Source organism: Nocardia halotolerans (genome assembly GCF_042650145.1).
GTDB classification, from domain to species: domain Bacteria; phylum Actinomycetota; class Actinomycetes; order Mycobacteriales; family Mycobacteriaceae; genus Nocardia; species Nocardia halotolerans.
In genome coordinates this window covers 27,750-42,863 of the sequence record NZ_JBHSDL010000006.1, presented here as the reverse complement: position 1 = coordinate 42,863, position 15,114 = coordinate 27,750, and the positions used below count along the sequence as shown (strand labels likewise).

Below are 15,114 nucleotides of genomic sequence, written 5' to 3'. Positions count from 1 at the left end.
GAACAGATGTTCGACTCATGGGGTGCGGTGGCAGAACCAAACCCTCGACGCCGACGACGGCGCGCTACCCGGCCTGAGCCGGGCGGGCCTGGTACGCAGCGTGCGCACCCCCGAATTCGAGGGCATCACCTTCCACGAGGTGCTGTGCAAGAGCGCGCTGAACAAGGTGCCCGAGGCCACCGCACTCCCGTTCCGCTGGACGATCAATCCGATGCGCGGTTGCTCCCACGCGTGCCGCTACTGCTTCGCGCGCGGCAGCCACGAATATCTGGGGCTCGACGCGGGCGAGGACTTCGATTCCGAGATCGTGGTGAAGACGAATGTCGCCGCGGTGTTGCGCCGGGAACTGGCGCGTCGATCCTGGCAGCGCGAGGCGGTGGCGCTGGGCACCAACACCGACCCGTACCAGCGGGCCGAGGGCCGGTACCGCCTGATGCCCGGAGTCATCGGCGCCCTGGCGGATTCGGGCACACCCTTCTCCGTTCTCACCAAGGGTCCGCTGCTGCGCCGCGACCTGCCGCTGCTCGTCGACGCCGCCCGGCGGGTGGAGGTGAGCGTGGCTGTCTCTATCGCGATCCTCGACCCCGACCTGCACCACAGCCTGGAACCGGGCACCCCGGAACCCCGAGCCCGCCTCGACCTCGTACGCGCCCTGGCCGACGCGGGTTTCCTCGTGCACGTGATGGCGGCGCCCATCATCCCGTGCCTGACCGACAGCACCGCCCATCTCGACGCGCTGTTCGCCGCCATCGCCGACGCTGGCGCCGCCAGCGCCGTGGCCTTCCCCTTGCATCTACGCGGCCCCACTCGTGCCTGGTTCCACGCCTGGCTCGCCACCGAACACCCGGCTCTGCTGCGCCGCTACCGCCGCCTCTACGCCCACGGCGGCACCGTCGACCCCGCCTATCGTGCCTGGCTCCGCGATCGGGTCCACCCGCTCCTCACCGCGCACGGCCTGCACAGCGATCAGGGCCGCACGACACCACCGAACCCGGCACCGGCCGCACCGGACCCCCAGCTCGCGTTGTTCAGCTGAGCGTCCACTCAGGTGAGCGTGGCGACCTCGGAGTCGGTGAGCACCACCGCGGCGACCGAGTCCTTGGCGCGGGCCAGCTGGACCGCGCGGTAGAGGGGGCGCTCATCGAGGCCGGCATCGCGGGCCTCGGCACGCAACTGGGCGATCAGCACCTCGGCGACGAGTTCGCTGGCGGTCAGGGCGTCGGCGAGCTTGCGCAGGGCGAGCAGGTGCAGCTCGCGGCCGCTGCCGGCGTCGGTGTACATCGCCAGCGGCACGAGTTGCGTATCGGCGCCCGCGGTGACCCGCAGCACGATCCGGCTGAGCCGACCGGGGAACACCAGCAGTTGCACACCGGTCGCGGCGGCGAGGTCGATGTCGCGCGCGCCGAAAAGGCGGTGTGCGTGGATCACGGTGCCGCCGAGCAACATTCGCCTGCGCTGGAAGGCGATCACGTAGCCGATGGTGGGGACCGCGACGATCAGACCGAGCAGAATCGCATACGGCCAGCTCAACCACAACGACGACAGCAACGTCGCGCCGATCCCGAGACCGAGCGCGGCCAGTCGGAGCTTGCGCAGCATGGGCGCGAACACCTCGGGCGCCACCAGATCGATACCGACCGGTTCCGCTGTCGAACGCCCCGACTCCCCGTCCACCATGTCCCTCTCCACCGCCACCGGCCCGCCCGGCATGAGGCGCGGTCAGACTACCGCGCCCCCGCGCACCGGCCTCAGCGCCCGAGCGCCTCTCGCAGCACGCCGACCACCTCGCCGAGCGGCACCTGCCGCTGATCGCCGGAGGTCATCTCCTTGACGCCGATGGTGTCCTCGGCCAGGTCGCGGTCACCGAGCACCAGGGTGAACTTCGCACCGGAGCGGTCGGCGCCCTTCATCGCGCCCTTCATGCCGCGCCCGCCGTAGGCCAGGTCGACGCTGATCCCGGCGGCGCGCAACTGCCCGCCGAGCGCGACCATCCGCGCCTTGGCGTCGTCACCGAGCGCCACACCGTAGACCTGACAGCGCGCCGGATCGGCCGCCGACTTGCCCTCGGCCGCCAACGCCAGCACGGTGCGGTCGACGCCGATCCCGAAACCGATGCCCGACAGCGGCTGGCCGCCGAGCTGGGCCATCAGCCCGTCGTAGCGTCCGCCGCCGCCGATGCCCGACTGGGCGCCGAGCTGGTCGTGCACGAACTCGAAGGTGGTCTTGGTGTAGTAGTCCAGGCCGCGCACCATCCGCGGGTTCACCACATACGGCACGCCGAGCGCGTCGAGGTGGGCCAGGACCTGCTCGAAGTGGGCCTTGGCCGACTCCGAGAGGTGATCGATCATCAGCGGCGCGTTCGCGGTGAGTTCGCGGACCTCGGGGCGCTTGTCGTCGAGCACACGCAGCGGGTTGATCTCGGCGCGACGGCGGGTTTCCTCGTCCAGCGGCAGCCCGAGCAGGAACTCCTGCAGCATTTCGCGGTACTGCGGGCGGCACGTCTCGTCGCCGAGCGAGGTGATCTCGAGACGGAAACCGTCCAGGCCGAGCCCACGGAATCCGGCGTCGGCGATGGCGATGACCTCGGCGTCCAGAGCGGGATCGTCGACCCCGATCGCCTCGATGCCGACCTGCTGGAGCTGGCGGTACCGGCCGGCCTGCGGACGTTCGTAGCGGAAGAACGGACCGGCGTAGCTCAGTTTGAGCGGCAGCTGGCCGCTCTTGTCCAGACCGTGCTGGATGACCGCGCGCATCACCCCCGCGGTGCCCTCCGGGCGCAGGGTGAAGCTCTCACCGTTGCGGTCGGCGAAGGTCCACATCTCCTTGCTCACCACGTCGGTCGATTCGCCGACACCGCGCGCGAACAGGGCGGTCTGCTCGAACACCGGCAGCTCGATGTGCCCATACCCGGCGAGTCGGGCGGCGTGGAGCAAGCCGTCGCGCACGGCGACGAACTCGGCCGAGCCGGGCGGCACGTAATCCGGGACACCCTTCGGGGCGGTGAAGCTGCTGGTCTTGGTCACGATCACCCAGTTTTCCCCACGGGCACCCTTCCAGTCCAACCGGTTACCCTCTAGACGAACCTGACGACACGGGAGGAACGCGGTAGTGCCGAGTAACGAACAGCGACGGGCGGCGGCCAAGCGCAAGCTGGAGCGCCAGCTGGCACGACGGGCCGAGCAGGAGAAGAAGCGCAAGCGCCTGATGATCGCGGGGTCGGTACTGGGTGTGATCGTGGTCGCCGCCGCGGTGACCGGGGTGTACTTCCTGACCAAGGGCGAGGATCCGGCGACCAGTGCCGAACAGTCCTCGGCGGTGCCGACGACGCCGTTCGTCAACACTCCCCTCGACATTCCCGGCCCGCCGCCGCCGACGGCGAAGCCGGCGACCGTCGACTGCGCCTACCCGGCGAGCCCCGAGCCCGCCGCCAAGCCGGTGACGCCGCCCGCGACGACATCGGTGGCCACCGACGGACCCGAGGTGCGGCTGACGATCGATTCCACGCAGGGCCCGATCGGCTTGTCGCTCAACAGCGCCCAGGCCCCGTGCACGGTCAATTCCATCGTGAGCCTGGCCGAACAGGGCTACTTCGACGGCACCAGCTGCCACCGCATCGTGGCCAGCCCCGGTTTCGGCATCCTGCAGTGCGGTGACCCGACCGGCACCAGTGGCGGCGGCCCGGGCTACAGCTTCGACAACGAATACCCCACCGATCAGTTCGCGCCCGGCGATCAGGCGCTCGAACAGCCGGTGAACTATCAGCGCGGCGTGGTCGCCATGGCCAACGCGGGTACGTCACCCGAGGGCAAGGGAACCAACGGCAGCCAGTTCTTCCTGGTCTTCGGTGATACCGAGCTGCCCCCGAAGTACACCGTGTTCGGCACGATCGACGAGGCGGGCCTGGAGACCTTGGACAAGGTCGCGGGCGCGGGCGTCGAAGGCGGCGCACGCGACGGCGCACCCGCCATGCCGATCTCGTTCGACACGGTCGAGGTGGGCTGAATCCGGTCCTGACCACGGCGACGGGCCGGACGCGACGACGCGTCCGGCCCGTCGCCGTTTTCGGCGCGATTCGCGCTGCGTCGACCTCCGATCACGCCCCGCACGCGGTAGGCTCAGATGTCCACTTCCACACCGGCATCGGGGAGCAGTCTTGGCGGAACTCGACGACATCGGTAGCGAAACGGCGGCCATGATGCGCACCATGCTGCAGATGGCCACCCTGGTCGCCCTCAAGTCTCGCGAGCAAGGCCAGAAGGAGGCCGAGTCCCGCGCGAAGGCGATCGAGGCCAAGATGAAGGAAGCGCGCGAGCTGCAGATCCGCGAGGCGCGCGACCTCAAGGCCAAGGACCCCCGCAATCAGGAACTCATGCAGATGATGTCGGTCGGCTCACGCTCGATCGAGTCACGCGGGGTGGAGTCGCGGGCAATGGAATCGCGATCGATGGAATCGCGGTCGGTGGAATCACACGGTATCCGTCTCAGCAAGGACGCCGGGTCGCCGTTCGCCGCCGCCGGCGTCGCGCAGTCCGCGACGCCGAGCTACAACTCCGCCGAGCGTCGTTCGGCGATCGCCGCGCATCTGCAACGTTCCGGCGTGTCCCCGGAACTGAGTCAGGTGCGCATGCTCGTCGAGATGGGCCACGGCATCTCCCCGGACGAAGCGATCCACATGCGCGACGCGGCCACCCGCACCCCGCCCGTGCGCGCCCGAGCCATCGAACGTGGCCTGGAGCGCGGGATCGAGCGCGGACGCTGATCCCGGCGGTACCCGGCCGGGTACCGCCGAGACCGTTCGGTTCAATCGCGGACGGGTCCGGTGTGCCACACGCCGTTGTGCGGCTCAGTCCACTGATCTCGCTCTTCCGGCGTCTTCAACGGCAACGACGACAGCATCTCCTTGTGGCCGTTGCGCACACTGCAGTACTTGAACGGGCCGCGCGGGTCGAACAGCTTGCTCATGTGCGGGTCGGCGTGGTCGAGGAACCACAAGCTGATGCCCGGCCCCCCTTGCATCCGGAAGTGCTCCCACGCCTGCCACAGCGCCTCGAGGCGCACCGCGGCCTCGGGGTGGCGCCACCACTCCGGGCACCACACCGTGTCGCTGATGTCGGTGACCTGTCGCCGGTAGAGCTGACTCAGATACTCACCGACGAAATCGGTGACCCCGGCGTAGACCCGTTCCTGCCTGTCGGTATCCGGCGTTTCGTTGTTCACAGCGGTCTGACCTCCTCGACTTCACCGAGCTCTTCCGGCGGATCGGTTTTCGCCGCCGCGACCTGCGTGGCGATCAGATCGTCGATGCGGGTCTTGCGCGTCGGATCGTTGTACTCGATCGACTGCTTGACCGCATCGGCGTACTCGGATTCCCACCACGGCACAGTCCGCACGAGCACGGCGGGCTGACCGGAGGTGAACACCACCGCGCGGCCGCGAGGCAGCGTCGCCAGGGCCTGCGCGGTGAAGGTCACCGAGGAACTCAGGGAACGCGAGTAGCTCTTGCTGGTGCCCGACTGCGACATCGATGCCGAGATCGAGTCGTATTCGCCGATCGCCTCGGAACGGTCGCGCAGGAAGGCCATGTCGTCGACGCCGCTGCCGAGCACCTTGATGTTGGCCGCCGACCACAGCGCGTTCATGCCGGCGTCGCCCCAGCAGCGCGCGCCCTGGGCCCAGGACTGCAGCACGGTCATCACGACGATCCCGCGTGAACCGAAGTGGCTGTACTGCTTGGGCAGATCCTTCCAGCGCACCACGTTGGCCGCCTCGTCGAGCACCGCGAGCAGCGGGATCGGCAACCGGCCACCGGACGAGCGTGACGCCTTGCGCATCGCCACATCGATCACGGCTTCGGTGAGCGCGCTGACCAGCGGCGCCGCCGACCCGCGTCCTTCGAGCGACAGGCAGTACAGCGTGCCGTTGCGCTCGACGAACTCGAGCTCGTCGAACTGCGGGCGCGCGTCGCCGCCCGGGGTGATCCAGGGGTGCACGTTCGACAGTTGCAGGCAGCGGATCATCTTCTTGGCGGTGCCGAAGATGCCGCTCCTGGTGCGTTCGTCGGCGTTGTACTGCATGGCCAGACCGGAGGCGGTGAAGTGATGGCCGGCACCGCGCAGGAATTCGATCGACTCGGTGTTCTGCGGGTTGGTCACCCACTCCCACACCTGGGTGATCGGCTTGCCCGCGATCGCGGCGGCGAGGAAGAACGCGGCGAGCAGGTCCTCGGCTTCGGGGTCGAAGAAGTTGTCGCGGTCCTCGAGGCCGCCGGTCTCGGCGTCGGCGAAGTGACCGGCCAGTCGCGCCGCCCGCATCTCACAGCCTTCGGTGCGGAAGTCCACCCACGACAGCGGATCCCAGAACCAGGTGGCGCGTTCCCCGGCCACATTCTGCGGGTCGAACACGAAGGTGCTCGAGCCCTTGGCTTCGCGCACGTTGCGGGTCGCGTCGACGACATCGCGTTTGTTGGAGGTGGCCAGCACCGGGCCGATCGCGGACAGGATCGCCGGGATCACCCGCGAGGTCGATTTGCCCTGCCGCGGACCCCAGATGTCTAGATGCAGGTCCTCGTAGGAACCGTAGAGGGGGGTGCCGTCGGCGACCGCGACCCCGATCGGCACGCCCGGGGCATCGTGGGTGCCCAACCGCACGCCGAGGTCCTTGGCCTTGGCGCGGACTCCCGCCTCGGTGATCGAGGCGATCGCCGAGCCGCTGCCCATGTAGTCGGCCTTGTCGTCGACCGAGAGCCGGCCCTTGCCCGCGCGCTTCTTCAGCTGCTTGCGGATCACCACGAATGCGACGGCCGCGGCGATCACCAGCAGCACGATCACCGTGGAGGCGCGCGGCCACTGCAGTTTGCCGCGGGCCAGATCGGCCACGACCTCGATCGGATTCATCGGAATGTTCTGCGGCACCACCGACATCGCGTTGCCCAGGTGCAGTGCGACCGCGAGGGTGATCAGTGTCGCGAAGCCGAACACGATCAGTATCAGCGTGGTGTCGGGTCCGACCGCGGCCGGATCCCTCACCTTCTTCTTCGCCACGGGTGCCTCCTTGTGGACCTTCGTCGGTTGGGTGGGTGCTCAGCGGAACGCGTCGAGGCGCCAGCCTTGTGTCGTCTGCACCACGGTCGCGATGACCGTGCTCGGCGGGAGGGCCTCGGTGCTCCCGTTGGGGTACACCACGGTCTGTTCGATGCCGATCTTGAACTGCGCGACGGCGGGATCGGCGTCTTCGGGCGCCTGGTCGCCCGAAGCGAAGGTGAACGCTTCCACGTGCGCTCGCGCCTTGGCCCATTCGGCCCACCGCAGTGAGGGTTTCGCTGCCGCGGCCTCGCCGGTCGAGGCGTCCAGCATACGGACCATGCTGGGCCCCAGCCATTTTCGCGCACGCGCCACCGAATCGCCCGGTTCCTCGGTGAGCGGGTTCCAGGTGAAGATCTCGCGCAGGGCCACCACGGCCACTCCTTCGGGCGTGGACGGATCCGCCGTGGCGGCGGCCTCGAGCTGCCGGGTGGTCGAGCCGGCCTGATCCGGGCGCGCCGGATCGACGTCACCGCCGCAGGCCGCGACAGAGGTGAGGACCGCCACGAGCATCACCGCCGGGATCGTGCGGATTCGTGTTCTGTCCCACCAGGTTATCGCCGGTGGCGCCGGCCGTGTGGTCACAACATCCTCCTCGCCCGCGCGTCGCCGGGCACCGCCACCTCGACGACACCGCCACCACCACTCCTACTCGTCGCCGGCACCGCCTGGATCAGCTGCCCCCGGCCCGCGTAGATCCCCACTTGCGCAGGCCCTTTCGGCCCGAATTCGCTGAACACCAGATCCCCCACCGCGACCCGCGCCAGCGGCACCTCGGCGCCCACTTCCCACTGCTGTTCGGCGGTGCGGGCCAGCACGAGTTCACCTGCCGACGCGGCGAACACCGCGGCGGCGGTGAGTCCCGGCGCATCGAACCCGCCGCTGGTCGGGCCCTGCGGTCCGCCGCCGCCCCACACATAGGGCGTGCCCAGCCAGTCGTGGGCGGCTTCGGCGATCTGCGCGCCGCCGCCACCGGGTTCGGGACTGAACCGCCCGTTCGCGCCGGGCGCGCGGTACAGCGGCTCCATCGTCAAGATGTTGGTGACGTAGGGCCGGGTCTCGGAATAGTGCGCCGCGTACTGATTCGGCATGCCGCCGGAGGCGAGCACCGCGCCCTCACCGGCGTTGTAACCAGCCAGGGTGAGCGCGGCCAGGTCCCCCGAGACCCTGCCCTGGGCCAACCAGCCGGCGACCTTGTGCGCGATGGCGCACATGTAGCGGGCCTGGCCCATGATGGCGTCACCGTCGTCCCAGACGCTGGCGGTGCCGTTGCCGTCGGCATCGAGGATGTAGGGCTGACCGTCGTCGGGATTGATGCTCACCGCGGTGCCGGGCAGGAACTGGGCCAGGCCCTGCGCGCCGGCCGGTGAGGTGAGTCCGCGCCGGAAACCCGATTCCTGCTTGGCCTGGGCGGCCAGCAGCGACGAGGAGATCTCCGGGCACACCGTGCCCGCGCGCCGGTACCAGATCTCGAGCTCGGCGGGCACCTTGCCGTCGGCGAGCAGTCCGCCTGCGCTGCCGAAGCCGCGCACACAGTTCGGATCGACCGAGAAGGCGCGGGCGCCACCGACATCTGGGGTCGGTGCGCCGTCGAGCCAGGGCATCGGGTCGATCTGACGCCCACCGGTGAACCGGCCACCGGGCACGATCTCGAAATGCAGGTGCGGGCCACTGGATTCGCCGGCCGAGCCCACCATGCCGATCGGCTGACCCGCGGTGACGGTGTCGCCGGTGCGGACCTTCACGCCGTGATCCCACATGTGCCCGTAGACCGCGGAGTAGGCGCGCCCGTTGGTGTCGACGGCGTCGATGACGATCCAGTTGCCGAAACCCGACGCGGCGCCCGCCGCGACGACCCGGCCGTCGGACACCGAGTAGATGGTGGTGCCGTCGGCGGCGGCCATGTCGATGCCCTTGTGCCCGCCACCGCGGGAACCGAACACATCGGAGATCGTGAAGGTGCCGACCTCCATCGGCAGGGTGCGCCGCAATGGACCCACCCCCGCGGCCAGTGACGGTGTGCCGGTGACGGTCGGATTCGGGGTGGGCACGGCCGCGCCGGACGCGCGGGGGTCACCGCCGAGCCGGGGCAGGGCGGGCACGGCCGACCCGTCGAGCACCTGCCCGGTCTCACAGGTCTCGTCCGAGGAGGGCAGCACGATCACCAGCACCAACGCCACCAGCCCGATGACCGAGCCGAACACCGACACCAGGATCGAGCGGGCATTCATCGGACGCCTCCCCGCGTGCCGCGCCGGGCGCCGACCTCGCGATCGTCCGCCGCGGCGGTGTTCACGGGCCGCGCCGGGTCTGGTTGAGCGTGTCGGCGAGCGTGCGGTTCATCTCCGCGGCGGCGGCCAGCTGCTGTTGCAGCAGCGCCACTTTGCGCCGCAGCGCGGTGGCGTCGAGCCGCTCCAGACTGGGGCCTTCGGCCGCGCGCACCCAATTGCGCACCGAATTGGCGTGTACGCCGATCTGTTCGGCCACCACCCGGCAGGCCTCGGACTCGCTGCGCAACTTGTCGGTCAGCGCGAGCACCTGCTCGACGGCGGCGTGGCGAACCTCGGGCGAGACCCGGCGATAGGAGCGATGCGGCATCATGGCTGCTCCCCGTCCGGCGACGGTGGCGGCGGTGGCGCCGCCTGCCCGCGTGGGTGGTCGCCGAACTCGCTGAATCGCTGGTTCGTGTCGTGGATTCCGCTTTCCTTCTCCGACACCGTGAACTCCATGTGGAAGGGGATGCCCGGACGGCGATCCTCACCGATCTTCAACAGGAACTTGCCGGTACCCGGCGGCGACGGCCGCTGCTGGCCCGGTCTCAACGCCTCACCGGTCAACGCTTGCGGCGCCGACCAGCTGGTGACCATCTCCTGCTCGGCCGCGGTGAAGGGCACCGTGGAGTCCAGGCGCGAGATCTCCTCGGCGGGCAGCGCGCCGAAGATCTTCGCGCGCGCGCGTTCCAGGAAGCCGATCGCCTTGGCGATCGCGGCATCCGAACCCAATGCCTGCAGGTCCTTGATGGTGTGGCTGATCATGATCAGCGCGGTGGCCAGGCCGCGCTGCAGGCGGGTGAGCTCGTCGACCCGGTCGACCATGAAGTCGCCCAGCCCCAGCACCTGCCACAGCTCGTCCATCACCACCTGGAAGTAGCGCTGCGGGCCGAGTTTTGCGTCGGCGAGCACGTGCGCGGCCTCCACCGAGGCGAACCCGTCGGCCCAGCACGCCAGCATCACCGCGGCTTTGAGTTTCTTGTCGCCGGTGGGGATGTGGGAGACGTCGATGCACACCGCGACGGCACCGGTGTCGATGGGCACGGTGGTCTGACCGTTGAAGATCGCGCCGAACGGGCCCTGGGTGAGCGCGCGCAACGAGCGGCGCAGGTGTTTGATGGCGTGCTGGTATTCGTCCTCGTTGTCGGCGCCCGCGTCGAGCATCAGCTCGGCGCCGCCACCGACGATCACCTCCAGCAAGTTCTCCATGATCGGCGGCTTCTCGGGGGCGTAGCCGCTGCCCGGCTGGTACAGGATGCGCAGGGCGGTCGCGATGAGGGTTTCCTCGAAGTCGGCGACGCGGGCGCCACGCACCAGTTCCACCAGGCCCGCGATCAGCGTCACCTGCCGGGCGCGCAGATCTTGGAGCACCTGCAACTGCAGGGCGGGGAACTCCTCGAGCCGGGGCACCACCGAACCCAGCACACCGGCGGCGAGCGGGTTGAGCTTGCCGTGCCCGTATCCCAGGTCGATCACCTGGCCACCGACCAGTTCGACCATCTTGCGGTAGTCGGGTTTCACATCGGCCAGGATCAGCGGGGTGATGCCCTGGGCGATACCGCCGAGCACGATCCGGCGCACCAGCGAGGACTTGCCGAACCCGTTGAGGCCGAGCACGAACAGGCTCGGCGCAGTGATGAAGCTGCCGCGCATGAACCAGTTCATCGGGTCGAAGCAGACCGGGGCGCCGGTGTGCAGGTGTGAGCCGAGCGGGGTGCCGATCAGCGGTGCGCCCGCACCGACCGACCACGGCCACAGGCCCGCGACCTGGGCGGTGGTCGCCCGGTACTCGACGGGCCTACCGACCACGTTCATCTTGCCGCCACCCTCACCGGAGTAACCGCGGTCGGTGAGTTCGGCGGTGGTGCGGTCGAATCCGTCCTTGACGACGGCCTCGGTGCGCGCTTGGGCGTTGTGGCGGCGCAGGTCGTCGGTGTGGAGACGGAAGGTCGCCCAGGCCGCGCGCAACCCCGACTGTTCGCGCGCGATCATCTCGTAGCGGGCGCGGGTGGCGTCGTCGAGCAGCGACGGACCGGACTGGCGGCGTTCGGGTTTGACCTTCACCGACCGCCCGGCGCCCATCGCCCGGTCGGCGGCCAGGTCGGGCCGGACGGGGCGGTCGGGACGCGCGGCCTTGACGGGTCGTGGCTTCTTGGTCAACTTGGGACCGGGCGGCTTCGGCCGTCGCCGCGGCTGTTCGGGTTCGAGCCGTGGACCGTGGTCCTCGTCGCGCAGCCCACGCCCGGCGCGGGCATCGCGCTCTGCCGCCGATCGCGGCCCACGAACCCGGCGCTCCGGGTCCCGGCTGCCACGACGTCCCCCGCCGGGCCGCCCCGCTGCACCACCGAGCCCGCGCGTTTCATCGCCGCGGGCCGGTCCGTCCTCGCGTGCTCCGCGCGGCTGATCCTCGCGTGCTCCGCGCGGCTGATCGTCGCGCGATCGACGCCGGTCGTCCTCGCGCGGTCCGCGTGGTTCCTCACCACGGGCGCGCTGACGACCGCGATCGGGGCGTGGATCTGCCCGCGAGGTGCGCTCCCCCACCCGGTCTTCGGGCATGCGGGAGCCCCGCGACGAGGTCTCGTCGTCGCGGTCGGTGCGCTCGTCGAGGCCGAGCACGTCGTCGCTCACGCGCGAGGTGCTGCTCGCCGGCCGTGGCTCGCGTTCGCCGCGGATGCGCGGCGGCCGGTGGACCGGACGCAACGCGATGTCGTCGCGGTCGCGTACCGGTGGTTCGTAGTCGCGTCCCATGATCGCCTCACCCCGCCAATGCCTTCGGAATGGTCGCGTGTTCGGGCAGGATCACACCGCAACCGAGCGAGGCCGCGAACGCCGCGGACTGATAGCGGTAGCAGCGGCGGATCTTGAGCCGGGCCTGCGTGGACAGGTCGCGGGTGATGGCCTCGATGCGCGGCAGGTCACCACGTAGCGGTTCGGTGATGGTCACCAGCGCTCCGAACCGCGTGACCCCGTGCCCGCGGGCCTGTTCCTCACGCGCCTGCTGGGTGGCACCGACGCGCAGGGTCGCCGACGCCGAGACCACACCGCGTTCACTCTGCTGGGCCACGAGCGCGTTCTTGAAGTCGTCGTCGACGATCTCGGCGGCATCGGCGGCCGAGTGCGGCCGGTAGACGATCGCGATGCGCTTGCGCGGCACTTCGGGATTGGGGGCGAGCAAGCGCTGCAGCACCCGCTCGTCGACCGCGCCCTCGGGGGCGGCGTCCATCTCCCAGGTCACCGAACGGCCGCCGTCGTGGACCAGGTGATCCCATTTCTCGTCGTAGGAGACCGGGCCCGCGTCGTCCCAGCCCAGCCCGTGCCCACCGGGATCGGCGGCGGCCACCTCGAGGTCGGCTTGGGCCGCCGGGTCGTAGCTGCGGCGGATGAAGGAGATGACCTCCTCGGCCGACATCGGTTGCGCGCGTACCCCGGCCTCGGCCAGCGCCGCGCAGATGCCGGGCAGCCTGCGCCCGATCTCCACGGCCTCCTCGGCCGGGTTCTTGCGCCGCTCGGCGGTGGTGGCCTTGAACGTGATCGCCACCCGCGGCAACAACTGCACCCGTTCCTGCGGCAACTCGGTGGCCAGCTCGTACATCACCTGCTGGGCCAGTTCGGGCGCTTCGGGCCGGGTGATGGTGGAGACCTCGTTGAGCAGCCTGTTGCCGGTCTCGGGCACCGTGTCGATCACCGGCACCACCGCGACGATGTCGCTGGTCTGGCCGACCGAGGCGAGGAAGGTGCCCCAGGCCGCGACCCAGCGGTCGATCACCGGCTGGTCCACCGCCTCGTGCCCCTGCGGCCAAGCCCGCAGCACGACGGTGTACTGCGCGAACGCGGGCAGATGGATCATCCCGAAGTGGTAGCCGCCCGCGTCGATGCCTTCGTAGAGTTTCGACGGGGCGAGCAGTCCTGGCAGTTTCGTGACCCCGCCGGGGATCCGGGAGAACCGGCCCCCGCGATACACGTGCTCGCCGTTGTTGCGCGAGCGCATCCAGTTGAACATCATCAGTCCCGTCTCATAGCCCGAACGGCCCCCCGTCCGCCACACCAGGGGCAACATCACCAGCGCACCGAGGCCGCCGACGATCAGACCCCATTTGAATCCACCGACCATGGCGCAGATCAGCGCCGCGATCACCACGACGAAACCGATCACCGTCTCTTCCCAGCGCAGACCGAAAAGGCCGGCGCTGCGCGGTTTCTGCCACAGTCCGTACGAGCGGCGTTCGTAGTTGTCGGTCACCGAGGTCGTCATCGCGGAATCGTGCTCCTGCCGAGGTCGGGGGAACGATTTGCCCAGCGGTCACCGGCCATGTCGCCCATCGAGTCGTCGGCGCGCTGTGCTCCGCCCGCCGCGGCCCGCGCGGCGGCCACATTGCGGGCCGCCCCTGCCGGTACCGAACCCGAACTCGTGGGCGGGGGCGCCGCACCACCTCCCCTCGGTGGTGGGGTGGGCCGGGGTCCGCCGCCGCGAGGACCGGCCGTGCCGCCGGTTCCGCCGGTTCCGCCGGCACCCGATCCCGCACCGCCGCTGCCGAAGTAGCCGGCCGCGCCCGGTGCTGCCACCGGACGGGAGGCGACCGCCTTCGTACCGATCGCGCCGAGGGCCATCGCGCCCAGCGCCACACCGCCGGTCGCCACCAGACCTGAGCCGCCCTGGCCGACGGTGGCCACCGCCGGTGCCACCAGGCGCATCAGCGCGGGCAGTACGAACGCCACACTGCACAGCAGCACCAGCGCCACCAGCATGCGCTGCGCCTCCTCACCGCTGGGCAGTCCGCCGGAGGAGGTGGTCTCGTCCACGTGGCCCGCGGTGGTGAACGCGATCATGTAGACGATCGCGGCCACGGGTTTGAACAGCATGAACGCGATGATCCAGCCCACCAGCTTCTGGTAGGACTGCTTACCTGTCCCGGTCGCCGAGGCCGCCGCCGCCAGCGGCAGCACCCCGGCCGCGACCACGAGCAGACCCTGGCGGACGATGGCCAGCACGATCTGGGCGAGCGCCCCGAGCAGGCCCACGATCGCGATGATCAGTACCAGGCCGGGCGAAAAGGCCTGCAATTTCGAGGTTTTGACCATCAGTTCGGCCATGTTCTTGGCATTGCCGCCGGTCGCGTCGGAGATGATCCACTCGGAGAACTTGTCCGAAGCCCTGGTGCCGGCCACGATCACCGCCCCGAGCATCCACGAACTGAACACCACCCGCGCGAACAACCGGAACGATTCGGCGGCCTCGCTCACCGCCGCCCCGCGTCTGGCCTCGGCCAATCGTCCGCCGGTGATGATCACCGACGCGATCAACAGCAATATCTGGATCTGATAGGTGTAGTCGTTGATCTGGGTGAACAACGCGCCCGAGTCGCTCACCGCCTCGTTGGGCACCTTCATCCAGAAGGTCAAGGCCAGGATCAGCGCCTCACCGAGGCCCTTCATCAGCGAGTCGACCACCTTGCCGAAGGTGGAGTCCCACGCCTTGTCCTTGACCGCGGTCGCCGCGTCGCCGGGGTGGGTGGCGGCGTTGCCCGCCTTGCACACCGCCGAGGCGGCATCACCGAGGGAGACCCCGGGAATGGCCACACTGTCGAGGGTGTCGTGCAGTTCGTTGCACGCCTCGTCGAAACCGTAGGTCTGACCGTAGGCCACCGTCGGCGTCGCGATCATCACGGTGAAGATCACCGCGAGTATGGTGACTAGCCGCCTCAGCATTGTTGGCACCCCTCGATGGTCCGCAGGGAATCGATCCGGGCTGTGCTTGACCTCGATGC

General features: G+C 69.8%; 13 protein-coding genes. 3 read left to right on the top strand and 10 right to left on the bottom strand.

What is annotated here, in order from left to right; translation table 11 throughout:
• Window positions 1–22: 22 nt before the first annotated feature.
• The gene (locus ACFO5K_RS05710; RefSeq protein ID WP_378556820.1) at window positions 23–1,036 is read left to right on the top strand and encodes an Rv2578c family radical SAM protein; all 1,014 of its coding nucleotides are present in this window, start codon (window positions 23–25) and stop codon (window positions 1,034–1,036) included.
• Window positions 1,037–1,044: 8 nt separating this feature from the next.
• On the opposite strand, the gene ACFO5K_RS05705 is transcribed toward ACFO5K_RS05710, so the two are convergent.
• Entirely contained in the window at window positions 1,045–1,677 is a 633-nt protein-coding gene (locus tag ACFO5K_RS05705) for a hypothetical protein (RefSeq protein ID WP_378556817.1), read from the bottom strand.
• 71 nt (window positions 1,678–1,748) lie between these two features.
• Window positions 1,749–3,023 (bottom strand): histidine--tRNA ligase, encoded by a 1,275-nt coding sequence (hisS, locus tag ACFO5K_RS05700; protein WP_378556814.1) that lies wholly within the window; start codon window positions 3,021–3,023, stop codon window positions 1,749–1,751.
• Window positions 3,024–3,108: 85 nt separating this feature from the next.
• On the opposite strand from hisS, the gene ACFO5K_RS05695 reads away from it, so the two are divergent.
• The gene (locus ACFO5K_RS05695; protein ID WP_378556811.1) at window positions 3,109–4,002 is read left to right on the top strand and encodes a peptidylprolyl isomerase; all 894 of its coding nucleotides are present in this window, start codon (window positions 3,109–3,111) and stop codon (window positions 4,000–4,002) included.
• Window positions 4,003–4,153: 151 nt separating this feature from the next.
• Entirely contained in the window at window positions 4,154–4,759 is a 606-nt protein-coding gene (locus ACFO5K_RS05690; RefSeq protein WP_378556808.1) for a hypothetical protein, read from the top strand.
• A gap of 41 nt (window positions 4,760–4,800) precedes the next feature.
• Here the strand turns inward: ACFO5K_RS05690 and ACFO5K_RS05685 are convergent, their stop codons facing one another.
• The 8 genes from ACFO5K_RS05685 to ACFO5K_RS05650 form a co-directional block, all read right to left on the bottom strand.
• On the bottom strand, window positions 4,801–5,217 hold the full coding sequence (locus ACFO5K_RS05685; RefSeq protein ID WP_378556805.1) for a DUF4913 domain-containing protein: 417 nt from the start codon (window positions 5,215–5,217) through the stop codon (window positions 4,801–4,803).
• The gene (locus ACFO5K_RS05680) at window positions 5,214–7,040 is read right to left on the bottom strand and encodes a type IV secretory system conjugative DNA transfer family protein (protein ID WP_378556802.1); all 1,827 of its coding nucleotides are present in this window, start codon (window positions 7,038–7,040) and stop codon (window positions 5,214–5,216) included. The genes ACFO5K_RS05685 and ACFO5K_RS05680 overlap by 4 nt, the downstream gene beginning before the upstream one ends.
• A gap of 39 nt (window positions 7,041–7,079) precedes the next feature.
• Entirely contained in the window at window positions 7,080–7,664 is a 585-nt protein-coding gene (locus tag ACFO5K_RS05675) for a hypothetical protein (RefSeq protein ID WP_378556798.1), read from the bottom strand.
• Window positions 7,661–9,310: a peptidoglycan DD-metalloendopeptidase family protein gene (locus ACFO5K_RS05670; protein WP_378556788.1), complete on the bottom strand. Its 1,650-nt coding sequence runs from the start codon at window positions 9,308–9,310 to the stop codon at window positions 7,661–7,663. The genes ACFO5K_RS05675 and ACFO5K_RS05670 overlap by 4 nt, the downstream gene beginning before the upstream one ends.
• 61 nt (window positions 9,311–9,371) lie before the next feature.
• A complete protein-coding gene (locus ACFO5K_RS05665) occupies window positions 9,372–9,680 on the bottom strand; it encodes a transposase (RefSeq protein ID WP_378556785.1) in 309 nt (102 codons plus the stop codon).
• Entirely contained in the window at window positions 9,677–12,097 is a 2,421-nt protein-coding gene (locus tag ACFO5K_RS05660; protein WP_378556782.1) for a hypothetical protein, read from the bottom strand. The genes ACFO5K_RS05665 and ACFO5K_RS05660 overlap by 4 nt, the downstream gene beginning before the upstream one ends.
• A gap of 7 nt (window positions 12,098–12,104) precedes the next feature.
• On the bottom strand, window positions 12,105–13,601 hold the full coding sequence (locus ACFO5K_RS05655; RefSeq protein ID WP_378556779.1) for an SCO6880 family protein: 1,497 nt from the start codon (window positions 13,599–13,601) through the stop codon (window positions 12,105–12,107).
• Entirely contained in the window at window positions 13,598–15,055 is a 1,458-nt protein-coding gene (locus tag ACFO5K_RS05650) for a hypothetical protein (RefSeq protein ID WP_378556776.1), read from the bottom strand. Before ACFO5K_RS05650 ends, ACFO5K_RS05655 begins: the two co-directional genes overlap by 4 nt.
• Between the last annotated feature and the right edge of the window lie 59 nt (window positions 15,056–15,114).

What these genes read in the sequence shown, in the direction of transcription:
- ACFO5K_RS05705 (WP_378556817.1), bottom strand. Translation starts at nt 1,677, where the DNA reads ATGGTGGACGGGGAGTCGGGGCGTTCGACAGCGGAACCGGTCGGTATC.
- ACFO5K_RS05670 (WP_378556788.1), bottom strand. Translation starts at nt 9,310, where the DNA reads ATGAATGCCCGCTCGATCCTGGTGTCGGTGTTCGGCTCGGTCATCGGG.
- ACFO5K_RS05660 (WP_378556782.1), bottom strand. Translation starts at nt 12,097, where the DNA reads ATGGGACGCGACTACGAACCACCGGTACGCGACCGCGACGACATCGCG.
- ACFO5K_RS05655 (WP_378556779.1), bottom strand. Translation starts at nt 13,601, where the DNA reads ATGACGACCTCGGTGACCGACAACTACGAACGCCGCTCGTACGGACTG.
- ACFO5K_RS05665 (WP_378556785.1), bottom strand. Translation starts at nt 9,680, where the DNA reads ATGATGCCGCATCGCTCCTATCGCCGGGTCTCGCCCGAGGTTCGCCAC.
- ACFO5K_RS05650 (WP_378556776.1), bottom strand. Translation starts at nt 15,055, where the DNA reads ATGCTGAGGCGGCTAGTCACCATACTCGCGGTGATCTTCACCGTGATG.